This window comes from Novosphingobium sp., assembly GCF_032093395.1.
Taxonomy (GTDB): Bacteria; Pseudomonadota; Alphaproteobacteria; order Sphingomonadales; family Sphingomonadaceae; genus Novosphingobium.
Window position 1 is genome coordinate 1 of record NZ_DAMDBA010000004.1, and the last position, 24615, is coordinate 24615.

Consider the following 24615-nt stretch of genomic DNA (forward strand, 5'->3'; position numbering starts at 1 on the left):
CCACGCGGGGGGCCAGGACGTGGAGATCATCTATAACGCCACGGGGCGCACGCCGCACCCGATCTTCGACACCCAGATCGCCATGATGGCGATCAGCCAGTCCGAGCAGATTGGCTATTCCAACCTCGTCGAATCGTGGATGGGCCTCACCATCGACAAGGGCGCGCGCTTTACCGACTGGTCGCGCCGCCCGCTGACCGAGCGGCAGATCGAATATGCCATCGGCGACGTCACCCACCTCTCCAAGATTTTCCCCAAGATGCTGAAGCGCCTGATCAAGACCGGGCGCGGCGAATGGCTCGATCAGGAAATGGAGAAGCTGGCAGACCCCGAGCACTATCGCAACGATCCGGCCCAGGCCTGGAAGCGCATCAAGGCAGCCGGCCGCAACCCGGCAATGCTCGGGCGTCTCAAGGCCATCGCCGAATGGCGCGAGTACGAAGCCCAGGGCAAGAACATCCCGCGCGGCCGCATCGCCCGTGACGAGACTCTGGCGGATATCGCCAGCCACCCGCCCAAGCAGCAGGCCGACCTCGCCAAGGTTCGCGGTCTTTCGCAGGGTTGGAAGGACAACGACATCGGCAAGCGTCTGATGAACACCATCGCCAAGGCCCAGCCCCTGTCCGAGGATGAGCTTCCGCCGCGTACGCCCAAGGGTGCGCCGCTCGGCAAGGAAGGCTCGCTGGTTGCCGATCTGCTCAAGCTGCTGCTGAAGATTCGCGCGCGCGAGATCGACGTGGCGGCCCGCCTGCTTGCCCGCAGCGAGGATCTCGAACTGCTGGCTGCCGGCGTGCGCAAGAAGCTGCCGATCCTCGAAGGCTGGCGTTACGAAGTGTTCGGGTGCGACGCCCTCGCCCTGGTCGAAGGCAAGCTCGCCTTCGCGGTGGAGAACGGCAAGCTCAAGATGACGCGCGTAGAGGACGAACCGACCGAGGAAACCGCCGGGGCTTCTGACGAGGCGGCAACCGAGGAATAAGGCCGCTTGGGAGGCCGTAAGACGAAACTGTAGGAAGAAGCCGTCGTCCCGGACTTGATCCGGGACCGCTGGCAGTGCCCCACCCAACTCTCGGCAAGGCGCCGTAACGCATGGCAGCGCCTAAAGACCTGCCAGCGGTCCCGGATCAAGTCCGGGACGACGGGCTCTCCGTCACTGCTCCTCTCTGCCCCCGCTCAGCAAAAGCAAACGCTTGGCGAACGACCAACGTTCGTGCGATAGCCGGCGCGTGACCGTATACCAGCCCACGCTCAAGCAGCTCCAGTACCTTGTCGCCTTGCACGAACACGGGCATTTCGGCCGTGCCGCCGATGCCTGCTTCGTTTCGCAATCCACCCTTTCGGCGGGCCTGCGCGACCTGGAAGCCCTGCTTGGGGTGACACTCGTGGAGCGTACCAAGCGCGCGGTGCGGTTTACCCCGCTGGGCAATGCCGTCGTCGCCAAGGCCCATCGCATCCTGCGCGAGACGGAGGAGCTGTCGGATCTCGTGCAGTCCAGCGGCAAGCCGCTCTCCGGCGAAGTGCGCATGAGCGTGATCCCCACGATCGCGCCGTTCCTGCTGCCGCGCATGCTGCCCCGGCTGAGGCGCGAACGGCCGAATCTCAAGCTGTTCCTGCGCGAGGAGCCGAGCCAGGCCGCCATCGAATCGCTGCACCATGGCCGGGCCGACTGCGTGCTGCTGGCGCTTCCTTATGCTACCGGGGAAATCGAGAAGGAGACGATCGAACTCGACGCCTTCTTCGTGGCCTTCCCCAACGACGACCCACGCAACCCACCGGCCGAGGTCGGTCCGGACGTCATCGACGAACATCGCCTGCTGCTGCTGGAAGACGGGCATTGCCTGAAAGACCACGCGCTGGCCGCCTGCAATCGCCCTGAACTGCGCGCTTCGGCTACGATGATCGGCACGTCGCTGCATACGCTAGTGCAGATGGTGGACAATGGCCTCGGACTGACCATGCTGCCGGAAATGGCTATCGACGCGGGCATCCTGAACGGCACCAACGTCGTCGCCCGCCCCCTGCTCTCGCCCAACGCAAACCGTGAAATCGCACTGGTCTGGCGCAAAAACTCGCCGCGCGGGGACGAATTCCGTCTGCTCGCGGACGAATTGCGGGCGGGGTAGCCATTCCGAGGTTCTGGGGGATCATCCCCCAGAACTTCCGTTTACTTCTTCACCCGCAGCGTCTGCAGCCCAAGTCCCAGCGCCGCGATCGCAGTGCCCAGCACGACCACGCCGGTCCAGCCCCAGTTGTGCCAGGCGACAGTGGCCGCTCCGGAGCTGGCCGAACCGGCGAAGAACATCGATGCCATGTAGACGGTGTTGATCCGCGAGCGCGCTTCGGGTCGCAGGGCGTAGATGATGCTCTGGTTCGAAATCTGGCTTGCCTGGATCGCGAAGTCGAGCAGCAGCACGCCCACGATCAGCCCGACGATCGAGGTCCAGAAACCGAAGACCAGCCAGGACACCAGGGTAAGCGCGCTCGCTGCGACGATTACCGGATGCGGACCGCGCCGGTCGGCGATGCGTCCCGCGATCGGCGCCGCCAGCACGCCCGCGGCGCCGAGGACGCCGAACAGCCCTGCAACCTCGGAGCCCAGCCCGAAACGTGGTTCCTGCAAGTGCAGCGCGAGGATCGTCCAGAACACGCTGAACACGCCGAACTGGGTGCATTGGGTGAACGTGGCCAGCCGCAAGGCCGGAAACTCACGCCACAGATCGCTCAGAGATGCCATCAGCCCAAAGTAGCCGAGGCCGCCCGACTGGGGACGACTGCGCGGCAGCTGCCAGGCCATGAGCGCGGCCGTCAGCAGGGCCAGCGGCACGGCGAGCCAGAACATCGCCCGCCAGCCGAACGCGCCGCCGACGAAGCCTGCCAGGGTACGACTGAGCAGAATGCCGCAGAGCAGCCCCGCCATGACCGTGCCCACCACGGCGCCCCGCTTCTCCTCAGGTGCGAGATTGGCCGCGAGCGGCACGATCTGCTGCGCAACCGAAGCAAGTAGGCCGACGAGCAGCGAGGCTGCCAGCACCGTGCCTCCGGTAGGCGCCAGCGCCACGAGCGCCAGGGCCAGGGAAAGTGCGATGCACTGGCTCACGATCAGTCGCTTGCGTTCCAGCAGATCGCCCAGCGGCACCAGCAGGAACAGCCCCGCCGCATAGCCTAGCTGGGTCGCGGTAGGCACGTAAGTGATCGCGGTGCCCGATATCTCGCGTTCCATCAGGCCCAGCATCGGCTGGCCATAATAGATGTTGGCCACGGTCAGGCCGGCAGAGGCGGCCAGCGCGAACACCAGCGATCGGCCGAACGCTCGCTCGCGGCGCGGCCGGTCGGGCGACGAAGGCTGCTGGGCCGGGGTAGTGGGAGAGTGGCGGGAGGCGGTGATGGGATTGTCCTTGAATGAAGCCCCCAAACTCGCGCTCGCCGTGCCCGGCGATCCGGTTTGTGCCAAACGCAACAAGTTCAAGCCTGGCCGCGAAAATTGCAAATCGGACGACTGCGCGAGGCGCAACGCGTCTCGATCAGTCCATATGCTTGAGGCCGACCCGCAAGTAATCCCAGCCGGTGATCAGCGTGAGAGCCGCCGCAGCCCATAGCGTCGTGAGGCCCACCGTATGGGGAACGTTCACTTTCAGGGCTCCCAGGTCGATGTTCCACCAGGGCATCGCCGCGCCGAGCACCAACGCCCCCAGAGAGATCAGCTGAAAAGTCGTCTTCCACTTGGCCAGGCGACTGACCGGCACCGATACCTGCAATCCGCCGAGAAATTCACGCAGTCCCGAAACGGCGATCTCCCGCACGAGGATGATCAGCCCGGCGATGACATGCATGTCGCCCACGAAAGGTCCGGTCAGGATGCCCTGTGCCGTCAGCACCAGAATCACTGTGGCGACCATGATCTTGTCGGCAATGGGATCGAGAAACACCCCCAGCTTCGACACCGTGCCGCTCGACCGGGCGAGATAGCCGTCGAAATAGTCGGTGATGCCCATCAGGCAATAGAGCCCGAAGGCCAGGCCATAGCCGAATTCCCATCGCGGCCACCACAGCAGGAAGGCCAGGAGGGGAAGCGCGACGATCCGCGAGAGCGTGAGGATATTCGGCAAGGTCAGCATGTTCCCTAGCCCATAGCCCCGATTCTCGCATTTGAGAATTGCCTTGTGAGAGCCGCGTGAGAACGGCGTGAGAACTGCGCGAAGCGGTCCGGCGAATGGCTGGAACGTTTGTTGCCAAACCATTTCACGCCCCGCCGTCCGCCCAGCGGCCCGGCAAAAAACGCCTTACGGGGCTTGTGCCCTCGCCCTACCGCATTAAGTGTCGCCGCAATGATGAAGCGAGGCCGCCGAATTTTTCCGACATGACCACGACGACTCAACTCATCCGGGCCAGGCGTTTCCTGCCCCTGTTCGTCACTCAGTTGCTTGGCGCGTTCAACGACAACCTGTTCAAGAACGCCATGGTTCTGTTCGTCGTCTACGGCGTCTACAACTCGGAAACCGCCGAGGCACGGTTCAGCGCGCTGGCTTCTGGAATTTTCGTGATCCCCTTCTTCCTGCTTTCGGCGCTGGCCGGGCAGATGGCGGACATGCGGGACAAGTCGCGGATCATCCGCATCGTGAAATTCTGCGAAATCATCATCATGCTTGTGGGCGGCACCGGTCTTGCGCTGGCCTGGCAGGGCATCGCGCTCCACCTGTTGGCCATCCCGCTGATGCTGCTGGCGCTCTTCGCAATGGGCGTCCACTCCACGTTTTTCGGACCGATCAAATACGCCATCCTGCCGCAGCACCTGAAGGACAACGAAGTGCTGTCCGGCACCGGCCTGGTCGAGGCCGGCACCTATATCGCGGTGCTCGCCGGAACGATCGTGGCGGGATGGATCAGTGTCGATACGGCGGCCGTGATGGTGGTCGTGATCGCGGCGATCGGCTATCTTGCGGGGAGGCAAGTCCCTTCCGCGCCGCCGCTGGGCAAGCTGGAACCGATCGACTACCACGTCATCCGCTCGTCGATAAACCTGGTCCGCACCACCATGCAGGACCGCCGCGTCTATCTGGCGATCTGCTCGATCAGCTTCTTCTGGGCGATCGGCACCGTGCTGTTCGTGCACTTCCCGCCGCTCGCTAAGAACATGCTCCACGCCAGCAAGGAAGTGGCCAGCTTGTTCCTGGTGATCTTCTCCGTCGGCGTGGCCATCGGATCTGTCGCCATAAACGCCCTGCTCAAAGGCTCGGTGTCGGCGCGCTGGTCGCCGCTTTCGGTGATCGGCATGGGACTGTTCCTGCTGGCCTTCCAGCAGGTCTGCGCGATTTGGCCACCGCACGGCGGGCCGGAAAAGCTGATGAATGTGGCAACCTTCGTCATCCAGCCGCTGGCCTTGCCGCTACTGCTGACCCTGCTCGGCATCGCGGTTTGCGGCGGCATGTTCGTGGTGCCGCTCTACGCGTTCCTGACCACTTTCGTGGACAAGTCCCAGACCGCACGCACCATCGCGGCAAACAATATCGTCAATTCCGGTGCCATGGTGGTGGGCGCCATCGCCACGGGGCTCATGTCCCTGCTGGGGCTGGCCGTGGTGACTCAGCTTACGATCGTGGCGCTATGCTGCGTAGCCTCCGCTTGGCTGGGCCTGCTGCTCTATCGTGCCGAGCGGGCTGCCGGACGGCCCTGAAGCTCCAGCCTCAAGCGATGAAGGCGAAAATAGCCGCCAGAACCGCGCAGTAAGTCGAGAGGAAGCTGCGCCAATCCGCGCCGCTCATTCCCCAGCCGGCAACCAAGCGTTGCCGGGCAAGGCTTTCGCGTAACTGGACCAAAGAGCGCCGATACGGATGGCCGGCCTGTTCGCGGGCTAGAACGCCTGGACTTCTGGACATGCTCCACATGAAGACCAGCGTAACGCTTTGTTTACCTTACGCCACTCATCCAAACGGATCATCCCGAAACGGGACACGGGTTCCTGGATCGTGCTGCGGATGAGCACAAAAAAGGCCGCCCGAAGGCGACCCTTTTCTGCTCCGACATGACGCCGGATAGGAAGGTCAGACCCGGTCGCCCAGCGCGCCCTTGACCTTGCCGATGCCCTGCTGGACTTCGCCCTTCTTTTCCTGCGCCTTGCCTTCGGCCTGCTGCGCGGGATCGTTGCGGACCTTGCCCGCAGCCTGCTTGGCATTGCCGGCGATTTCGTTGCCGAGGCCCTTGATGGTGTCCTTGAGTTCACCCATGATCGGTACTCCTTTTCGGTTTCGGCTCATTCGGCCGTCTACACGTTGAAGAAACCGATCCGAGGCTCAGGAAGTTGCACAAGCCTGCGCCGAAGCGTTCCCCATCAGCGACGAGCTTTAGCGATCCGCCAGGGTGAGGATGTAATCCCAGTCTTCCGGCGTCACTTCCGCAACGGACAGACGGGACAGCCTGAGCATCTCCATCTCGGCGAGCCGGGGATCGGCCTTCATCTGCTTGAGTGATACCGGACGCGCCACCTTGCGCACGGGCTTCACCTTCACCGCGGCCCATTTTCCTTCCGGATCCGAAGGGTCCGTCAAGCCGGACTGGCTGATCGAGACGATGCCCACGATCTCCTTGCCGATGTTGGAATGATAGAAGAACGCCTGATCCCCCACCTCCATCGCCCGCAGGTTGTTCGCGGCGCGATGGTTGCGCACTCCGTCCCAGGTGCCTTCGCCTTCGGCCACCAGATCGTTCCAGCCATAGGCATCGGGTTCGGACTTCATCAGCCAGTAGCGCTTTGCCATCGGGTGCCTTTCGATTTCGCGTTGCGGCAATAAACTTCTATGGGGGCGGCATAACGATTCAATCGGCGGAGACAACAGCGGCGATTCGGCGCCCTGTCGGAGTGCGGGAAGCCGCTATCCGATCCTGTTTTGCCCCCGATCCTTTTGGAAGACCATGATGAACCTTGCCCAGATCCCCGTCCTCAGCCTCGAAGATGATCGCACCGAGTTTTCGCAGCGCATCGGCGAAAGCTTCCGCACCTTCGGATTCGCCATGGTGCGCGATCACGGCATCGACCAGCCCCTGATCGACCGCGCCTGGGCGCTTACCGAGCAGTTCTTCGCCCTGCCCGACGACGTGAAGCGCGCCTACTTCATCGCCGGACAAGGCGGCGCGCGCGGCTATACCCCGTTCCGCACCGAAGTGGCCAAGGGGGCGACGGAAAAGGATCTCAAGGAATTCTGGCACATCGGCCGCGATCTGCCCGCCGGCTCGCCGCTTGCCGCTTCGATGCCGCCGAACGTCTGGCCCGATGAGATCGAGGGCTTCCAGGAAACCTTCACCGAACTCTATGCGCAGTTCGACAAGGCGGGCGCCGAAATCCTCTCCGCCATCGCCGTCTATCTGGGCGTCGATGCGCGCTGGTTCGATCCCGCCATCGAAGACGGCAATTCGGTGCTGCGCCTGCTCCACTATCCGCCGGTGAGCCAGGGCGCCGGCGGCGCCATCCGGGCCGGCGCGCATGAGGACATCAACCTCATCACCCTGCTTCTCGGCGCGCAGGAAGCCGGTCTCGAACTGCTCGGCAAGAATGGCGAGTGGCTGTCGGTCGCCCCGCCCGAGGGGGCCGTGGTGATCAATATCGGCGACATGCTCCAGCGCCTGACCAACCACGTCCTGCCCTCCACCACGCATCGCGTCCGCAACCCCGAGGGCGACCGCGCCGCGCACAGCCGCTATTCGATGCCGTTCTTCCTGCACTTGCGCAGCGACTTCCCGTTCAAGACGCTGGAACAGTGCATCACCGATGAAAATCCGGACCGTTACCCCGTCAGCATCACCGCCGACGACTACCTCCAGGAGCGCCTGCGCGAAATCGGCCTGAAGATGTAAGCGAACGATCCCGCGCGCCCGGTTCTCTGCCGAAGGCGCGCGGGCCGCTTGTCCGATTTAACTAATATTTCAGTCCAGTGCCCTAAGTAATCTGCCGGGGATCGAGCAGGGGGACGTCGGGTGATCAAGGCTGGGGCTGAGCAAAGCCGGACGTTCGAAGACACGGACCGTCAGGTCGATATCGTCGCACTCGGCATCGTCACCGCCGCGATCCTGCTCTTCGTTGCCACCGGCGCGGCGATCGGTCCCGCCGTCGTCAGATCGCTGGCCGGTCAAGGGCCCGGCCCCGACCGCTTTCTGGTCAACGCCTTCGTCCTCAACATTGCCATCATCATCTTCGGATGGAGCCGCTATCGCGAACTCTGCGCCGAAATCCGGCAGCGCAAGGCCGCAGAGCAGCACGCCCGCCACCTCGCGGAAACCGATCCGCTGACCGGCTTCCTCAATCGCCGCAGCTACCACCGCGCCGTGGAAGACATGGTCCGGCAGGCCGCGATGCGTGATAGAACGGTCGTTCTGGCGATGATCGACCTGGACAACTTCAAACAGGTCAACGACCGCAACGGTCATGACACTGGAGACCGGCTGCTGCAGGAGTGTGCCAGGCGCATTTCCGGTTGCCTTCCGCACGGTGCCCTGATCAGCCGCATAGGCGGTGACGAATTCTCGGTCGCGCTGGAGTTCGACCGCGATCGGGTGGAACGGGTCGATCGCATCGCCGCCTCGCTCGTCGAAGCGATCGGGCAAAGTGCCGCGCAAAATTCCGCAGGCGCGGACGTCACCGCTTCGATCGGGCTGGCGCGTTCGGATATCGCCTTTTCCGGCGTGGCGCGTTCGGACGGAGCCACGGAGCGCAGCGATGCCGGCGCCCTGCTGGAAATGGCGGACATCGCCATGTACCATGCCAAGCGCCAGGGCAGGAACAGCTTCTACTGGTTCGAAACGCCGATGGCGGACGAGATGCGCTCCCGCAACGATCTGGAACGCGGCATTCGCCAGGGTATCGCCATGGGCGAATTCGTGCCCTTCTACGAACGTCAGGTCGATCTCCAGACAGGCGAACTCACCGGCTTCGAAATGCTGGCGCGCTGGAATTCGCCGCGTTTCGGCGTGGTCGCGCCCGACATCTTCATACCCGTAGCCGAAGAGATCGGTGCCATCGCCGAACTGTCCGAGGGGCTCATCGCGCGCGCCCTTCAGGACGCGCTGGAATGGGATGCGCGGCTGACGCTCTCGGTCAACATCTCGCCGGTCCAGATGCGCGATCCCTGGTTCGCCCAGAAGCTGCTGAAGCTTCTGCTCGAAGCTGCCTTCCCGCCTCACCGGCTGGAGATCGAGATCACCGAATCCTGCCTGCACCAGAACATCGCGCAAGTCCGCTCGCTGATAGACAGTCTGAAGAACCAGGGAATCAAGGTCTGCCTGGACGATTTCGGCACCGGCTTCAGTTCGCTCGCCATGCTGCGCAGCCTGCCGTTCGACCGCATCAAGATCGACCGCAGCTTCGTGTCCAACCTTGCAGGCAACAAGGACAGCGCCGCGATCGTCCATGCCATAGCCCTGCTCGGCCAGGGGCTCGACCTGCCGGTGACCGCCGAGGGAATCGAGAACGCCGAAGTTCTTTCGCATCTCCGGCAGTATGGGCCGATCAAGGGCCAGGGTTATCTCTACGGTCGCCCGCGCCCTGCGGAGCAACTGGCGGAGTGGCTCCCGGGTGTCGTGATCGTGGCCGACCCGGAAACCGTGAACGACCTGGCAATCCTGCGCCGCCGGATCGAGGCCCGGCGGCATGAAGAACAGGCGCTTGCAGCCCAGGCCTCGCAGGATCCGCAGTTCCGCCTCGCCCGAGAGGGCATTTGAAAGCGGCTTTCGCTGGACCTGGCGCGGCGTAACGCATAAATCGCCCGCCATGCGGATCGATTTCACCAAGATGCATGGCCTGGGCAACGACTTCATCGTCCTCGATGGCCGCTCCGGCGCGCTGCCGGTCGTGGACGCGGCCCTGGCGGCGGCTTTGGCCGACCGTCATACCGGCATCGGCTGCGACCAACTGATCGTGCTTGCCCCGTCCGATCGCGGCGACTTCCGGATGCGCATCTTCAATGGTGACGGCAGCGAAGTGGAAGCCTGCGGCAATGCCACCCGCGCCATCGGCCTGCTCCACGGCCGTCCCGCCCTGATCGAAACCCTGGGGGGCATGGTTTCCACCACGCCGACCGACACGGGGATCAGCGTCGAGATGGGCAAGCCCCGCTTCGACTGGGAAGCCATCCCGCTCGGTTATCCCATGGACACCCACAAGATGCCGGTGGCCTGGGAAGAGCTGGTCAATCCCATCGCGGTGAACGTCGGCAATCCGCATGTCATCTTCTTCGTGGACGATCCCTACGCCATCGACATGGCGCGCCTTGGTCCGCTGATCGAGAACGACCCGCTTTTCCCGGAGCGGATCAACGTGAACGTCGCCGCCGCGACTGCCCGCGATGCCATCACCCTGCGCGTCTGGGAACGCGGCGCCGGGCTCACCCGGGCCTGCGGTACCGGAGCCTGCGCAACCGCCATCGGGGCGATGAAGCGCGGGTTGGTGGATCGCAAGGTTACCGTCACCCTGCCCGGCGGGCCGCTGTCCATCGAATGGCGTGCCGACGATGAGATCGTCATGACCGGCCCGGCTACCGAATCGTTCCGGGGCTCCTTCGCAGCGGCGGACTACGGGATTACAGATTGACCGTCGAAGTCCATTCGCTCGGCTGCCGCCTCAATATCTCCGAAAGCGAAACGCTGCGCGGCCTGCTGCGCGGCGTGTCGGAAGCCGATGGGGATCTCGTGGTCGTCAACTCCTGCGCGGTTACGGCCGAAGCCGTTCGCCAGACGCGGCAGGCCATCCGCCGCGCCCGCAAGGAACGGCCGGACGCCCGCCTCATAGTGACCGGCTGCGCGGCCGAAGTCGAGCGCGCCATGCTGGCCGCCATGCCCGAGGTGGACGGGCTGGTGCCCAATACCGTCAAGCTCGACCCCCGCGCCTGGAACGTGGCGCCCGCCCCTGCCCCAGTAGCTGGTCCTCTCAGGCGCCACGCCTATACGCGCGGCTTCGTGCAAGTGCAGAACGGCTGCGACCATGCCTGCACCTTCTGTGTCATCCCGCAGGGACGGGGGCCCAGCCGCTCGCGATCCATCTCCGAGGTGCTGCATGACGTAGCGGTTCACCGCGATGCGGGCGTGAACGAGGTCGTGCTGACCGGGGTGGACCTCACCTCCTGGGGCGGCGACCTTGAAGGCACGTCCGGTCAGGCCCCGCCTCGCCTCGGCGCGCTGTGCGAAGCGATCCTCGCCCGGTTTCCCACCCTGCCGCGCCTTCGCCTGTCCTCGATCGACGGCGCCGAAATGGACGAGGCGCTGTTCGAGCTGCTCGCCGGGGAAGCGCGAGTCATGCCGCATGTCCATCTCTCGCTCCAGCACGGGCACGACCTGATCCTCAAGCGCATGAAGCGCCGCCACAGCCGCGCCGATGCGGTGAGCCTCGTGAGCTCCCTGCGCGCGCGCCGACCGGAAATCGCGATCGGTGCGGACCTGATCGCAGGCTTTCCCACCGAGGACGAGGAGGCGCATTCCGCCAACCTCTCGATCGTCGAGGAATTGCAGGTCGTCCACGGCCACGTCTTCCCCTATTCGCAGCGCCCCGGAACCCCGGCGGCGCGGATGCCGCAAGTCGATGCCGCCACGATCAGGACGCGCGCGGCCGAACTGCGTGCGAAGATCGCCGAAGTCAGGGCGAACTGGCTGGCGGGCCTCGTCGGTAAGCCGCTATCCGTGCTTGCCGAAAGAGGCGCGAAAGGCCATGCGGAAAACTTCGCGCCGGTAGGCCTGCCCGCCGATGTGCAGCCCGGCACGCTGATCCGCGTTACGCCCGCAAGGGTAGTCGAAGGAATACTGGAATCATGAGTACCGAAGACCAGCAGGCTGAGCGCGACTGGTCCGATCGCCTGTTCGGCGGCTTCCGCAAGACGTCGGAACGCCTGAGCGAGAACCTGTCCGGCATCGTCGGCAAGTCGAAGCTCGACGACGCGCAACTCGATGCTCTCGAAGATGCGCTGATCATGTCGGACCTCGGCCCTCGCGCCGCCGCGCGCATCCGCGCCCGCCTGGCCGACGAGCGGTTCGAGCGTGACGCCGATGAGCGCGCGATCATGGAAGTGGTCGCCCGCGAGATCGCGGATATCCTGCGCCCGGTCGCCAAGCCGCTCGATGTCGTGGCCTTCCCGCGACCGCAGGTGATCCTGGTGATCGGCGTCAACGGCTCGGGCAAGACCACCACCATCGCCAAGCTGGCGCATCTGTTCCAGGAGCAGGACTATTCGGTCATGCTGGCGGCGGGCGACACGTTCCGTGCCGCCGCAATCGGCCAGCTCGGGGTCTGGGCGGATCGCCTGGGCATCCCCCTGATCAAGGGCCCCGAGGGTGGGGATCCGGCCTCCATCGTGTTCGATGCTGTCAAGGCCGCGACCGAGCAAGGCATCGACGCGCTGATCGTCGACACCGCCGGCCGCCTTCAGAACAAGCGCGAACTGATGGACGAACTGTCCAAGATCCGACGTGTGCTGGGCCGCCTCAATCCCGAGGCGCCGCATGACGTGGTGCTCGTGCTCGACGCCACCAATGGCCAGAATGCGTTGTCGCAGATCGAGATCTTCAAGGAAGTGGCGGGCGTTTCCGGCCTGATCATGACCAAGCTCGACGGCACTGCGCGCGGCGGCGTTCTCGTCGCGGCCGCCGAGCAATACGGCCTGCCCATTCACGCCATCGGCGTGGGCGAAAAGATCGACGACCTGCGCCCCTTCAACCCGGACCTGCTGGCCCGCGTCATCGCCGGGATCGCCTGATGAACACGCCCCCTACAAGCGCAGAAAAGCCCAAGAGCTCCTGGGTCAACCTCGTCGTCGATTTCGGCCCTTTGCTGGTATTCTTCCTCGCCTACCGCCATTTCTCGCCTACGGGCGAAGGCGATACGATCGGCACTGTCTCCGCGGTCATCAAGGGCACGATCGCCTTCATGGTCGCCACCGTGATCGCGTTGGGCGTCTCCAAATGGCGCCTCGGCCACATCTCTCCGATGCTCTGGCTGACCACCGTGCTGATCGTCGGCTTCGGCGCGCTGACCGTCGTGTTCCACGATGCCTTCTGGATCCAGATCAAGCCGACCGCCGTCTACCTGATGTTCGCCGTCGTGCTCTTCGTGGGGCTGATGCGTGGCAAGCCGATGCTCAAGTATCTCCTCCAGTCCGCGTTCGAGGGACTGGACGAGGAAGGCTGGATGAAGCTGTCCCGCAACTGGGCCTGGTTTTTCGTCCTCCTCGCCGTGCTGAACACCGTGCTCGTCTTCACCGTCAGCTTCGATGCCTGGCTCCAGGCCAAGCTCTGGGGCTTTACCGTGCTTTCGTTCGTCTTCACCTTTTCGCAGCTTCCCATGGTGCTCAGGCACGGCATGGGCGAGGCTGCCAAGGAAGAAGTGATCGAGAACCCGCCGCACGATTAAAGCATTGGTTCTCCGGCGGATTTTCAGGTGCCTTGTCGCGCCCCGGCACGGCGCTTGAGACGGCGCCAGTCGGGCAGCGACATGCGCGGCGGGCTGGAAATCGTCAAAGCCAGGGCGAGCGCCCCGCCCCGGACCACATCACCGCTGCGAACGTAATCGCGCAGCACCGCGGTGAACGCCCAAGGCGAAGACGCCTCCATCTGGTTGCGGTAGCGCAGGGCTTCGACCTGCAACGCGCGCCAGCCGCCTGCCTGCCCCCGCGCAATGCGCTTCACGATCTTCACGAACTCCCGCGCCCAGAAACGGGAAACCGCGCGGTCCAGCTTCGCGCAGGCATGCGGCAGTCGCTCCGCCAAGGCGCGGTTGAACCCATGCAATGAGGCAGCGAGATCGTCGTTGCCCTGCCGGTCGAACTGGCCTCTACAATTGAGCTGGGCCATGATCCCGCTCTTACGGGTGCGGTAGAAGATCCAGGGCTGCGCGGCGTAGACGAAACTTCTGGCCGAAAGCAGGAGCCAGGGCACCGTGGCGACATCCTCGAAACGAGCGCCCTCGGGAAAGCGGATCGTATCCCCGAACAGTTCCCGACGCCAGATCTTGGACCAGGCATGGAGGCGACGGCGGGAAAAGGCACCCGCCACCAGCGTCTCGGTGCACTGCATCGGCACGCCGCTCTGGATGCCGCTCTTGCTGCAGAAAGTGCGGAATGCATCGCCCTTCTCGCGCCGGTAATCGCATAGGATCACGTCGGGACGATGCGACCAAACCACCTCGCTCAGGGCGCCCAAAGCGCCCGGCAATAAAGTGTCGTCGGAATCGATGAACCACACGTATTCCCCAAGCGCCGCTGCCAGCAGCGTATTGCGCGCAGCGCTGATCCCTCGATTGTCGTCATGCCGCAGAAGACGCGCATCGACGCCGCTGCCCGTCAGGCTTTGTGCGCAGATTTCGGCCGAGCCATCCGTCGAACAGTCGTCCACGACGATAAGTTCGATCCCAGGCTGCTTCATCATCTGCGCCCTGATCGAATCCAGGCATTCGCCCACGAACGGACGTACATTGTAGACCGGGACCAGAATGCTCAGCCATGGCCCTTCCGCCACAGCCTCACCTTCACCCGCGCTCGATCGGACGACAGGGCCGCTTCCGGCCATGTCCGTACCTGTTCCCGCCATTCGACTGCCCCGCAGATACCTGTCATCTTCACTGCCGAGTCATGCCAGGTCTTGGCGGCCCCTTAGGGTCAAGAGTCGCCCGCGAACAGTTAAATCTTCAGATTTCCAGCTGGCTGCCCAGTTCCACCACGCGATTGGTCGGCAGGCGGAAGAATTCCATGGCGCTGGCCGCATTGCGCATCATCCAGGCGAACAGCTTTTCCCGCCAGATGGTCATGCCGGGCTTGGCCGAAGGCACCAGCGTCTGGCGGGAGAGGAAGAAGCTCGTCTTCATCATCTCGAACGGTCCCCCGCACATCTCGGAGTGCGCCAGGGCAACGGGCACGTCGGTTTCCTCCATGAAGCCGTAGCGCAGGGTCATGCGATAGAAGCCCTGCCCCAGGTCGATCACCGAATAGCGGTCACCCGGCTCGACGTAAGGCACGTCCTGCACCTCGACGGTCAGCACTACCACCCGTTCGTGCAGCACCTTGTTGTGCTTGATGTTGTGGAGCAGAGCCGAAGGCACGCCGGCATTGCTGGAGGCCATGAAGATCGCCGTGCCGGGCACGCGCGCGGCCGAACCGTGCGCGCTCTTGGCGAAGACGTTCAGCGGAAGTGCCGCCTCGGTCATGCGATCGCGCATGAGGCGGCGCCCCTTGTTCCAGGTGGTGAGCAAGGTGAAGGCAATGCCGCCGATCAGCAGCGGGAACCAGCCGCCATCCGGCACCTTGGTGGCGTTGGCCGCGAAATAGGCGCCGTCCACCACGAAGAAGGTGACGATGACCGGCACCGCCAGCCACAGCTTCCAGCGCCACAGCACGATCACCAGCACCGCCATGAGGCAGGTGTCGATCAGCATCGCTCCGGTAACCGCGATGCCGTAGGCCGAAGCCAGGTTCGACGAGTTCTGGAACACCAGCACCAGCACGATCACGCCGGTCATCAGCGCCCAGTTCACGAAGGGGATGTAGATCTGGCCTACCTCGTGCTCGCTGGTGTGGCGCGTCGAGAGGCGGGGAATGAAGCCAAGCTGCATCGCCTGGTGCGTGATCGAGAAGGCACCGGAAATCACCGCCTGGCTGGCGATGAAGGTGGCGCAAGTCGCCAGGATCACCAGCGGAAGGCGCAGGTTTTCCGGGGCGAGGTTGAAGAACGGGTTCTTCATCGCTTCGGCGGCGGCGGAATCGTCCAGCCCCAGGATCATCGCGGCCTGGCCGAAGTAGTTGATCAGCAGGCAAGGCATGACCACGCCGAACCACGAGAGGCGCAGCGGTCCACGGCCGAAATGCCCCATGTCCGAGTAGAGCGCTTCCGCACCCGTCACAGCCAACACGACCGAGCCCAGCGCGAGGAAGCCCAGCACCTTGTCGGTCATGAAGAACTGGATCGCATACCAGGGGTTCAGCGCCACCAGCACCGATGGCATCTGCACGAGATGGTAGATGCCCAGGATGGCAAGGACGGCGAAATATACGACCATAACCGGAGCAAAGAGCGCGCCGACTTTCGCGGTGCCGCTCTTCTGGATCACGAACAGGGCGATAAGCAGCACCAGCGCGATCGGCAGCACCAGCGGAGCGAGGCGCGATTCGACCACGGTAAGGCCTTCGACCGCCGAAAGCACCGAGACCGCAGGCGTGATCATCGAATCGCCGTAGAACAGCGAAGTCGCGAAGACGCCCAGCAGGACCACCAGCGGGCCGTAGCGCGACTTGCGGATAACGCCCGAGATCAGCGCGACCAGCGCCAGGCTGCCGCCCTGCCCCTTGTTGTCCGCGCGCATCAGGATGCCGACGTATTGCACCGACACCACCAGCGTCATCGACCAGAAGATCAGGCTGACGACGCCAAGGATGTGAAGTTCGTCGATCGCCAGCGGATGCGGGCCGACGAAGGTTTCGCGAAAGGCATAAAGCGGGCTGGTGCCGATGTCGCCGAACACCACGCCCACCGCGCCCAGCGCGAGCTTGGTGATGTTTCCGGAACCATGTGCACCTGCGACCGGGGTCTTTCGCCCGGTCGCCGGATCGATCACCGTCGGGACGCCATTCGTGTCCGAACCTGTATCACTCATTCCAGCGCCCCGTTATGGCTTTGCCGCGTCGACATTTCGCCCCCGCAACAAGCGCCCGCCGTTAGCAGCATGAAATGAGCCTAGCAACGGGCGTTCGCCCCAGGTTCATCGTGGCCGGGTCATCGACGGAGGATTTACCCCCTCCGATCCGTCCGTTTCCGGTGCTGGAGACTGGCTCGCCACGAAAGCATCCAGCCGCTGGAGCTGTTGCTCCAGAGGACCACGCCAATCCGCATCTTTTGGCGCCCTTTCCAGCAGACCGGCCCAAATCTTGCGCGCCTCCTCCAACCGTCCGGACTGCGCCATGCCAAGGCCGAGGAAAAAGGGCGGCGCCGGCGCTTTCGGATCGGCTTCGCCTGCCCGTCGATAGGCATAGAGCGCCGGGGCCGTCAGAACGCCTTCCGCATGCGCTACCAATACGTTGCCCAGTGCTACCCAGGCCTCCGAATCCTTGGGATCGTCCTCTATCGCCCCGCGCAGGAGCTGCGCCGCATCGAGATAATGCCCGTTTCGCGCCAGCCCGTCGGAAATGATCACCCAGTGATTGGTGGTGGGGATTCCCTCCCCCCTCAGTCTGGCGCGTGCTTCGACGAAGAACTGCCCCATTTCCGGGTTCTGCGCTTCGCTTGCCGGCTTCGGCGCGCCCGCCTCGCTCGGCCGGCCTTGCGAGGCATAGCCCGCGACCCCCAGCATCAGTGCCGCTGCCACCGCTTCCCTGCCACCCTTGGGAGCCTTGAACAGGAAGCATATCGCCAGGAAGGCCAGGAGCGCCAGCAGCGCGACGAAAATCCAGGTCATTCCGCGTCTCCCCGGCGGAAGCGCTTGCGCAGCAGCAGCACTGCCAGCCCCAGCAGGAAGATCGGGGCGGCAAAGAGCGGCCAGGTCAGCGTGGTAAGTTGCGGGGCGTAACTGACGTAGTCGCCATAACGCTCCACCAGCCAGCTGCGAATGGCCTCGGGCTGCTCCCCCGCCGCAATGCGTTCGCGCACCAGCGAGCGCATGGAACCGGCGATGGGCGCATCCGAATCGGCGATCGACTGGCCCTGGCATTGCAAGCAGCGCAGGGTTTCCATCAGCGCCCGCGCCTCTTGCTCCTTTGCCGGATCGTCGAGCTGGCGATAGGCGAATGGCGCGGTCGATTGCTCTTCCTGGGCATGGGCAGCCGGCACCAGAAGCGCCAGCGCGAACAGGAAAGCGCCCGGAATCCGCATCACCGCGACGCCTCTTGCAGTTTTTCCAGGATCATCGCGACATGCTCCGGCCGGATCTCCCCAATGTGCTGGTAGCGGATCACGCCCTTCCCATCGATCACGTACGTTTCAGGCACACCGGAGGATCCCAGCGCGAGCTGCACCTTGCCGTCGTCATCGGCGCCGATGCGCTGGTAGGGATCGCCGTTTTCCTTGAGGAAGCCCGCCAGCGCTTCTTCACTATCCCGCACGGAAATGCCTTCGATCGGCACCCCCGCGCCGGCAAGGGCGGCAAGCTGAGGCGCCTCCACCCGACAGGGGATACACCAGGACGCGAAAATGTTGACCAGATGCGGCTTGCCGGTGGCGATGTCCCCGGTTTTCAGCCCGGGCTTGGTGGGCAGCGCGGGCGGCAGGGCAAAACGCGGCATCGGCTTGCCGACCAGAGTGCTCGCGTCCGTCCTGTCGGCGGGGCGATAGAGGCCCACCGTCACCAGCGCCACGAAGGCCAGGAACAAGGCCAGCGGCAGCCAGATCGCCCATCTCGGCGCCCTGGGAGCGGGCGGCTTGGGAGCGGACGGCCGGGCGCGGGGCGCGTCGCTCATGGCTGCTCTTCCGATTTGATACCGTCCAGTTCCGCCAGGCGACCGCGACGATAGGCGATCTTCTCGCGCGCGAAAATGCGCCGCAAGTCACTGGCGACCCGTCCTGCCAGAGCAAGCACGCCGCCAAGCGCGATCAATACGCCGCCAAGCCAGATCAGCGGAACGAAAGGCTTCCACCAGAGACGCAGCTGCCAGCGACTGGGCTTACCCTCGGGGTCCGCCTTGGCCTGGGCCTGGGCCTTGGCATCCGCCTCCCCGCCCAGCACTGCGTAGAGCTGACCGTTCCAGCGCGTAAGCAGGGCCGATTCGCTGGTCTGCTGCGGCGGCGCCCAGAAATTGCGCGACTGCGGATCGAGTTCCACGACTTTGCCGTAATCGCCATAACGCACCAGCAGCCGTGCCTCCAGCGCGGTCCAGTTCGGCCCCGCAACCGGAGCGACGGTATCCAGCTTGACCTGCCACGGCCCCACCGTGGTGGCTTCACCGGTCCTTATGGCCACAAGCTTCTCGATGGAAAATGCGCTTTCGCAACTCATGCCGAACAGCGAGACGGCGATCCCGAAGTGCGCGATCACCATGCCCCAGATCGGCAAGGGCGTGCGCCGCAGGTTTCGGCCCTTCAGCGGCAGCACGCTGGCCCAGCCAAGCCCCAGCGACAGAGCGAAGCCGATCGTAGGCAACAATGCCACGCCGCCGATAGCAACCATCGCGATCAGGCCCGCGCCCACCAGCATCGCGGGTATCACGAGGTATCCGCCGATACGCGGCAGCGAATCCCGCCGCCAGCGCAGCAGCGGGCCTAACGCCAGGACCACCAGCATCGGCACCGCGAAAAGCGCGCTCATGGGGTTGAAGTAAGGCGGCCCCACCGAGACTTTCGCGCCTGTCGCTTCCGCCACCAGCGGATAGAGCGTGCCGAACAGCACGATGCCCAGGATCGCCGAGAGCATGACGTTGTTGAAGACCAGCGCACCCTCGCGGCTGACGAGGGCAAAGCGCTCGCCCTCGGTGACGGTACCCGCGCGCAGGGCGAAAAGCGTCAGCGCCCCGCCGATGTTGATCGCCAGCAGTGCGAGGATGAAGGAGCCGCGCTCCGGGTCCACGGCAAACGCGTGGACGCTGGTCAGGATACCCGAGCGCACCAGGAACGTGCCGATCATCGACATCGAGAACGCCACGACGCCCAGCATGATCGTCCAGGCCCGCAAGGCATCGCGGGAGGCAAGGACGCTTACGGAATGTAGCAGTGCAGTGGCCGCCAGCCACGGCATCAGCGAGGCGTTCTCCACCGGATCCCAAAACCACCAGCCCCCCCAGCCCAGCTCGTAATAGGCCCAATAGGAGCCTGCGGTGATCCCCAGGGTCAGGAAAATCCAGGCACCGAGCACCCAGGGTCGCATCGCGCGGGCAAAAGCCGGCCCGACCTGCCGCGTCACCAGCGCACCGATGGCGAAGCTAAAGGCCACCGACAAGCCCACGTAGCCCAGGTAAAGCGTGGGCGGATGGAACGCGAGCCCCAGATCCTGCAGCAGGGGATTGAGCCCATTGCCTTCTTCGGGAACCGGAAACTGCCGCTCGAAGGGGTTCGAAGCGATCAGGAGAAATGCATAGAACCCCAGGCTGACGAACGCCTGGCCCGCTAGGGTGGCCAGCATCGTCCGTTCCGGCAACCGGCGTTCGACCAGGGCCAGGAAGCCGCCCGACATCCCCATCACCGTGACCCAGAGCAGCATCGAGCCTTCATGGTTGCCCCAGGCTCCTGCGATCTTGAAGACCAGCGGCTTGAGCGAATGGGAATTCATCGCCACCAGCTTCACCGAAAGGTCGGTCGTCGCGAAGACCACGATCAGGCAGAGGAAAGCGAGCGATGCCAACACGCCCTGCACCACGGCCACGGGGCGCACGATATCGGCCAGCGAGGCTCCGCGTCCGGTCAGTGCCAGAGCGCCCGCAACGAGTTGAAGCCCTGCCAGCGCCGCCGCCAGCCAAAGCGCGGCTAGTCCGAGTTCGGCGATCATGGCGCCCAATTCATTTCGTGCCGCTCATTTCGTCTCACGCATGACCTGCTCGGCCTGTTCCCTGCTCATGTCCTTCATCTCGCGCGGCACATAGTTCTCATCATGCTTGGCCAGGAGGTTGTCCGCCTCGAACACACCCTTGGCGCTCATGTGGCCCTCTGCCACGACGCCCGAACCTTCGACGAAAAGCGACGGCACGATGCCCTTGAACCGCACCGGAACCCGCGCCTTGCCGTCCTCCACGACGAAGGCGATCGTCACGCCATCGGACTCGGTCCGAAGCGAGCCTTGCGCCACCATGCCGCCCAGTCGCACGGCACGGCCCGGCGCAGGCGGTTGCGCCGCGATTTCGGCCGGTACGTAGAAGTAACTGGCCTGATTGCGCAGCGCCCAGGCCGCCAGCAGCCCCGCGCCGATCAGCACGACCAGCGCCACCACGAGCAGCACCAGTCGCTGATGCTTGGCCTTTATGCGGCCCGTCGGGTTGCCCAATTCCTGCGCCATGCTCAACGCCGCCTGGATTCGTCGCGGCGCTTTTCCGCCCGGCGCATGGCAGAAAGCGACCACAGCACCATGACCAGTGTTGCGCCAAGGCCCACCACGTAGGCAGCGACCACGAAGGTCCAGGGATCCATTGCCTCACGCATCAGTTCACGCCCGCCGTCATGGCCCAGATCCCGTTCACCATGCGTCGCTCGATGCCTTGCGGCGCAAGCGTGCTTCGGCCTGCTGGTCGGCAAGAATGGCTCGCATACGGGCGAGGACGCAGCCCACGAACAGCAGCGTGAAGCCGAGCGTCGCCAACAGCAGCGGCCAGAGGAATGCCCCGGCCATCGCCGACTTGCCCACGGTGATGCTGGGCGCCTGGTGCTGGCTGTTCCACCAGATCACCGAATAGTGGATGATGGGGATATTCACGGCGCCGACGAGGCCGAAGATGGCCGGAGCGCGGTTCTCTCCGCCCTCGGCAGCCTCACTTGCCTGCGAAAGCGCGATCCACCCGAAATAGAGGAACAGCAGCACCAGCATGCTGGTCAATCGGCCGTCCCATACCCACCAGGTGCCCCAGGCCGGGCGCCCCCACAGCGAGCCCGTCACCAGGCAGACGCCTGTGAACACCGCGCCGGGCACCGCGCAGGCCCGCGCCGCGATGCCGGCCAGCGGGTGCCGCCAGACGAGTTCGGCAAAGCTGGCCGCCGCGATGCCCATCCATCCCGCCATGCCCAGCCAGGCCGCCGGAACATGGAGATAGACGATTCGCACGGTTTCACCCTGGAGGCGTTCGGCCGGGCCGAAGAACAGCCCCCAGCCCAGTGCGCCGAGCGCCAGGACGAATCCGGCGCCCATGCAAAGCGGCATCAGCCATCGGGCGATGCGCAGGAAACGGGCAGGATTGGCGAAGCCGTGCATGGTGAAAGATGCTTCTATCGCGCGCAGGACAAGGAGCAAGTGGCCTACGTGAAACCATCGCGATTTACACCCCGCAAACGCCCAAGGCATGACAAGGTCACGAGAAAACCGCACCGCGATGATATCTGGAATGTCATGGGGAGAAGTGGGGCGACTGATGGGGTTCGAACCCACGACCTCCGGTACCACAAACCGGCGCTCTAACCAACTGAGCTACAGTCGCCACGGGAAACGCATGCTGGATCGCATTTTCGTTTCCGAAGCCCACTCCGTTCGCCGTGTGGCGATCGGTGCGGAGGGCGCCCTTTGCACAAGGTTGGGCGACTTGGAAAGCAAAAAATTCGATCGGACCGAAACTCACGTGATTTTCTCGCCGGGAACGCCTCGCTAAAGTCGCCGGATGACGGCTCCAGGCGAATCATCTGCGGACACCCTGCTCTCGCATCCCGGCGTGAAGCGCTTCCCCTCCTCGCGGCTCGACCTCTTCGTTCTTCGCGATTTTCTTTCGGATTCCGAATGCGAAACGTTGCTGGCGATGATCGAGGCGCAGCACCGCCCATCCACGATCGCGAACTACAACGGCGACGATGCCTTCCGCACCAGCTCCACCTGCGATCTCGACAGAAGCGAGCCCGCCGTGGCCGAACTGGCGAACCGGCTGGCCGCCTTGTCCGGCATAGACATCGCCCATGCCGAACCGCTTCAGGGGCAGCGCTACGAAGCTGGCCAGGAGTTCAAGGCGCATACCGACTACTTCGAGCCCAACAACGCCGATTACGAGAAGTATTGCACCGTCTCGGGGCAGCGGACCTGGACCTTCATGGTCTATCTCAACAATGTCGAGGCCGGCGGCGCGACTCGCTTCAAGGTGATCGACAAGCTCATCCAGCCTGAGCGCGGCAAGCTGGTCGCCTGGAACAATCGCCGGCCCGACGGAACGCTTAACGGCGCTACGCTCCATCACGCCATGAAGGTGCGCAAGGGATACAAGTACGTCATCACCCAGTGGTACCGGGAACGCCCTTGGGGATGAGCCGGAAGAGGCTGTACCGGAAGAGATTTGGAACCTCTTCCGGCACCCTGCTTCACTTCGGCGCGCTGATCACCGCGCAGGCGATCCGGCCACCCGCATTGCCGGCCGGCTGGCTGGTGTAATCATCGGGATCGGCATGGATCACAAGCGCGGTACCATCCGCGTCTGCCAGCGACTTGATCCCGGCACCCAGCGTCACACCGGTATTGAGAACCTGCGCCTTGAGCACGCCGTCGGTGCCGACATGCTGGTTCGGCATGTCGCCGCCGTGGGGACCGCCCATGACCATCAGGCCATGCTTGTGATCGCCGCCGGTGAAGTGTCCGCCGGCGGTCGTGAATTTCTGCGCGGGCTCGCAAATGCCCTTTTCGTGGAAGTGAAAGCCGTGGTCTCCGGCCGGGATGCCCTTGAGGTCGGTGGTGACGAGTACGCCGGCCGGCGTGTCCTGAAGCTTTGCCGTTCCCAGGACCTTGCCGTCGAGGCCCACGACCTTGGCAACGATCGACGGCGCTTCGACCGGAGCCGCAGATGCAGTGGTTCCCTGTGCCTGCACCTGGCCCGCGAGAGCGCCCATGCCCACAAGCGAAGCACCACAAGCGGCCAGGATACGGAAATTACGGTTCATTGCGCTTCTCCATCTGCGAGCCGGCGCGCCGGCATATACCTCGATCCAACATCGAACCTCGGTGAGGCGCTTGCCTTGAGGGGTTCGCGGTGACTGTCTCTTAACGAAATCGATCGGAATAAGCTCCGAATTTTGACGTTACGCCAAGGGCATCGCATAGCGACCGGGTCGCTCGCAAGGTTCCAGCCCGTCTTCTCAAGGCCGCGCGCGTAAAAGCGATGCAAGCCGTGCAGCGGGCAACAAAAAAGGCGGTCCGCAAGGACCGCCTTCTTCGTGTTCGCGACTTGGCTTCGCTCAGTTCTTCTTGAGCGACAGACCACCGAAACGCTTGTTGAACTGGGCAACGCGGCCGCCGTCCTGCAGCTGCGCCTTGCCGCCGGTCCAGGCCGGGTGCGACGTGGGATCGATGTCGAGAACGAGCGTGTCGCCTTCCGAACCCCAGGTCGAACGGGTCTGGAAGGTGGAGCCGTCGGTCATCTGGACGGTGATCGTGTGGTAGTCGGGATGCGTATCGGCCTTCATGTCGTATCTCTCTTCGCATATGGCCGGTTCCGACCGGCCTGCTTGGGAAAGCGGCGCCCTTACATCGATGACCCCGAAAAAGCAAGGGTCAAGCGCAGAGCGCGCGCTGCTCCGGAATGTCGGACCCCGTTAGAATCAGGCGTCCGCGATCATCGCGGTGAAGTTCACTTCGCAGGTCACCTTGTCGCCGATCGAAGCCTTGCCCCAGAACTTGCAGACGCGCGAGCGCTTCTGGACGAAGCCGGCCCGCAGGTCGAGCAGGTTGCCCGGGGTCACGGGGTTGCGGAACTTCGCTTCCTCGATCGCCATGAAGTAGACCAGCTTGCCGGTCCCCGCGAGACCCAGCGATTCAATCGCCAGGATACCCGCAGCCTGCGCCAGCGCCTCGATCTGAAGCACGCCAGGCATGATCGGACGGCCGGGGAAGTGCCCCTGGAAGAAGCCTTCATTGAAGCTCACGGCCTTGACCGCGTGGATCTCGTTCTCATCGAACGAGACCACACGGTCGACCAGCAGCATCGGGTAGCGATGCGGCAAGGCCGCGAGGATCTTCGCGGTGTCGTATACCAGCTCGGTCGGCTCGCTCATGGCCTTGCCCGCCGCTGC

26 protein-coding genes and 1 tRNA gene are annotated in these 24615 nt (G+C 64.4%); 10 read left to right on the forward strand and 17 right to left on the reverse strand.

Going from position 1 to position 24615, the window contains the following annotated elements; genetic code table 11:
- Nucleotides 1-976: HRDC domain-containing protein (locus RT424_RS02125; protein WP_313434177.1), on the forward strand; the 976-nt coding region annotated here is incomplete at its 5' end.
- Nucleotides 977-1223: 247 nt separating this feature from the next.
- A complete protein-coding gene (locus RT424_RS02130) occupies nt 1224-2120 on the forward strand; it encodes a hydrogen peroxide-inducible genes activator (protein WP_313434179.1) in 897 nt (298 codons plus the stop codon).
- A gap of 41 nt (nt 2121-2161) precedes the next feature.
- Here RT424_RS02130 and RT424_RS02135 read toward each other — a convergent pair whose 3' ends face one another.
- Both RT424_RS02135 and pgsA read right to left on the reverse strand, forming a co-directional pair.
- The gene (locus tag RT424_RS02135; RefSeq protein ID WP_313434393.1) at nt 2162-3280 is read right to left on the reverse strand and encodes an MFS transporter; all 1119 of its coding nucleotides are present in this window, start codon (nt 3278-3280) and stop codon (nt 2162-2164) included.
- Between the two features lie 238 nt (nt 3281-3518).
- Nucleotides 3519-4112 (reverse strand): CDP-diacylglycerol--glycerol-3-phosphate 3-phosphatidyltransferase, encoded by a 594-nt coding sequence (pgsA, locus tag RT424_RS02140; protein WP_313434181.1) that lies wholly within the window; start codon nt 4110-4112, stop codon nt 3519-3521.
- A gap of 242 nt (nt 4113-4354) precedes the next feature.
- On the opposite strand from pgsA, the gene RT424_RS02145 reads away from it, so the two are divergent.
- Nucleotides 4355-5668, forward strand: coding sequence for an MFS transporter (locus RT424_RS02145; protein ID WP_313434182.1), 1314 nt, complete (start codon nt 4355-4357; stop codon nt 5666-5668).
- A gap of 367 nt (nt 5669-6035) precedes the next feature.
- Here the strand turns inward: RT424_RS02145 and RT424_RS02150 are convergent, their stop codons facing one another.
- Both RT424_RS02150 and RT424_RS02155 read right to left on the reverse strand, forming a co-directional pair.
- Complete coding sequence (locus RT424_RS02150; protein ID WP_313434184.1) at nt 6036-6218, reverse strand: CsbD family protein; 183 nt, start codon at nt 6216-6218, stop codon at nt 6036-6038.
- 117 nt (nt 6219-6335) lie between these two features.
- Nucleotides 6336-6749: an EVE domain-containing protein gene (locus RT424_RS02155; protein ID WP_313434186.1), complete on the reverse strand. Its 414-nt coding sequence runs from the start codon at nt 6747-6749 to the stop codon at nt 6336-6338.
- 157 nt (nt 6750-6906) lie between these two features.
- On the opposite strand from RT424_RS02155, the gene RT424_RS02160 reads away from it, so the two are divergent.
- The 6 genes from RT424_RS02160 to RT424_RS02185 all read left to right on the forward strand — a co-directional run bounded on the left by RT424_RS02160 (nt 6907) and on the right by RT424_RS02185 (nt 13375).
- Nucleotides 6907-7842, forward strand: a complete 936-nt coding sequence (locus RT424_RS02160; protein WP_313434188.1) for an isopenicillin N synthase family dioxygenase — start codon at nt 6907-6909, stop codon at nt 7840-7842.
- A 120-nt stretch (nt 7843-7962) separates the two neighbouring features.
- Entirely contained in the window at nt 7963-9702 is a 1740-nt protein-coding gene (locus RT424_RS02165) for an EAL domain-containing protein (RefSeq protein ID WP_313434190.1), read from the forward strand.
- A 49-nt stretch (nt 9703-9751) separates the two neighbouring features.
- Nucleotides 9752-10570, forward strand: a complete 819-nt coding sequence (dapF, locus tag RT424_RS02170; protein ID WP_313434191.1) for a diaminopimelate epimerase — start codon at nt 9752-9754, stop codon at nt 10568-10570.
- Nucleotides 10567-11784: a MiaB/RimO family radical SAM methylthiotransferase gene (locus RT424_RS02175; RefSeq protein ID WP_313434193.1), complete on the forward strand. Its 1218-nt coding sequence runs from the start codon at nt 10567-10569 to the stop codon at nt 11782-11784. Before dapF ends, RT424_RS02175 begins: the two co-directional genes overlap by 4 nt.
- A complete protein-coding gene (ftsY, locus tag RT424_RS02180; RefSeq protein WP_313434195.1) occupies nt 11781-12722 on the forward strand; it encodes a signal recognition particle-docking protein FtsY in 942 nt (313 codons plus the stop codon). The genes RT424_RS02175 and ftsY overlap by 4 nt, the downstream gene beginning before the upstream one ends.
- Nucleotides 12722-13375, forward strand: a complete 654-nt coding sequence (locus RT424_RS02185; RefSeq protein WP_313434197.1) for an inner membrane-spanning protein YciB — start codon at nt 12722-12724, stop codon at nt 13373-13375. The genes ftsY and RT424_RS02185 overlap by 1 nt, the downstream gene beginning before the upstream one ends.
- Nucleotides 13376-13398: 23 nt before the next feature.
- On the opposite strand, the gene RT424_RS02190 is transcribed toward RT424_RS02185, so the two are convergent.
- The 10 genes from RT424_RS02190 to RT424_RS02235 form a co-directional block, all read right to left on the reverse strand.
- Nucleotides 13399-14550: a glycosyltransferase family 2 protein gene (locus tag RT424_RS02190; protein ID WP_313434199.1), complete on the reverse strand. Its 1152-nt coding sequence runs from the start codon at nt 14548-14550 to the stop codon at nt 13399-13401.
- Between the two features lie 97 nt (nt 14551-14647).
- On the reverse strand, nt 14648-16606 hold the full coding sequence (locus RT424_RS02195) for a potassium transporter Kup (RefSeq protein ID WP_313434200.1): 1959 nt from the start codon (nt 16604-16606) through the stop codon (nt 14648-14650).
- 105 nt (nt 16607-16711) lie between these two features.
- On the reverse strand, nt 16712-17404 hold the full coding sequence (locus tag RT424_RS02200) for a tetratricopeptide repeat protein (RefSeq protein WP_313434201.1): 693 nt from the start codon (nt 17402-17404) through the stop codon (nt 16712-16714).
- The gene (locus tag RT424_RS02205) at nt 17401-17817 is read right to left on the reverse strand and encodes a cytochrome c-type biogenesis protein (RefSeq protein WP_313434202.1); all 417 of its coding nucleotides are present in this window, start codon (nt 17815-17817) and stop codon (nt 17401-17403) included. The genes RT424_RS02200 and RT424_RS02205 overlap by 4 nt, the downstream gene beginning before the upstream one ends.
- A complete protein-coding gene (locus RT424_RS02210) occupies nt 17817-18401 on the reverse strand; it encodes a DsbE family thiol:disulfide interchange protein (protein WP_313434204.1) in 585 nt (194 codons plus the stop codon). Before RT424_RS02210 ends, RT424_RS02205 begins: the two co-directional genes overlap by 1 nt.
- Nucleotides 18398-20419 (reverse strand): heme lyase CcmF/NrfE family subunit, encoded by a 2022-nt coding sequence (locus tag RT424_RS02215; RefSeq protein ID WP_313434206.1) that lies wholly within the window; start codon nt 20417-20419, stop codon nt 18398-18400. The genes RT424_RS02210 and RT424_RS02215 overlap by 4 nt, the downstream gene beginning before the upstream one ends.
- 24 nt (nt 20420-20443) lie before the next feature.
- Nucleotides 20444-20923: a cytochrome c maturation protein CcmE gene (ccmE, locus tag RT424_RS02220; protein WP_313434207.1), complete on the reverse strand. Its 480-nt coding sequence runs from the start codon at nt 20921-20923 to the stop codon at nt 20444-20446.
- A 2-nt stretch (nt 20924-20925) separates the two neighbouring features.
- A complete protein-coding gene (locus tag RT424_RS02225) occupies nt 20926-21066 on the reverse strand; it encodes a hypothetical protein (RefSeq protein WP_313434209.1) in 141 nt (46 codons plus the stop codon).
- A gap of 34 nt (nt 21067-21100) precedes the next feature.
- On the reverse strand, nt 21101-21829 hold the full coding sequence (gene ccmC / locus RT424_RS02230) for a heme ABC transporter permease CcmC (RefSeq protein ID WP_409521430.1): 729 nt from the start codon (nt 21827-21829) through the stop codon (nt 21101-21103).
- Between the two features lie 146 nt (nt 21830-21975).
- Nucleotides 21976-22052, reverse strand: a tRNA-His gene (locus RT424_RS02235).
- Between the two features lie 177 nt (nt 22053-22229).
- On the opposite strand from RT424_RS02235, the gene RT424_RS02240 reads away from it, so the two are divergent.
- The gene (locus RT424_RS02240) at nt 22230-22862 is read left to right on the forward strand and encodes a 2OG-Fe(II) oxygenase (protein ID WP_313434212.1); all 633 of its coding nucleotides are present in this window, start codon (nt 22230-22232) and stop codon (nt 22860-22862) included.
- 52 nt (nt 22863-22914) lie between these two features.
- On the opposite strand, the gene RT424_RS02245 is transcribed toward RT424_RS02240, so the two are convergent.
- The 3 genes from RT424_RS02245 to fabZ all read right to left on the reverse strand — a co-directional run bounded on the left by RT424_RS02245 (nt 22915) and on the right by fabZ (nt 24597).
- The gene (locus RT424_RS02245; protein WP_313434213.1) at nt 22915-23487 is read right to left on the reverse strand and encodes a superoxide dismutase family protein; all 573 of its coding nucleotides are present in this window, start codon (nt 23485-23487) and stop codon (nt 22915-22917) included.
- A gap of 294 nt (nt 23488-23781) precedes the next feature.
- Nucleotides 23782-24009 carry a 50S ribosomal protein L31 gene (gene rpmE / locus RT424_RS02250; protein WP_313434215.1) on the reverse strand — a complete coding sequence of 76 codons (228 nt, stop codon included), beginning with the start codon at nt 24007-24009 and terminating at the stop codon, nt 23782-23784.
- A gap of 135 nt (nt 24010-24144) precedes the next feature.
- Nucleotides 24145-24597, reverse strand: a complete 453-nt coding sequence (gene fabZ, locus RT424_RS02255; protein ID WP_313434216.1) for a 3-hydroxyacyl-ACP dehydratase FabZ — start codon at nt 24595-24597, stop codon at nt 24145-24147.
- Nucleotides 24598-24615: the final 18 nt, after the last annotated feature.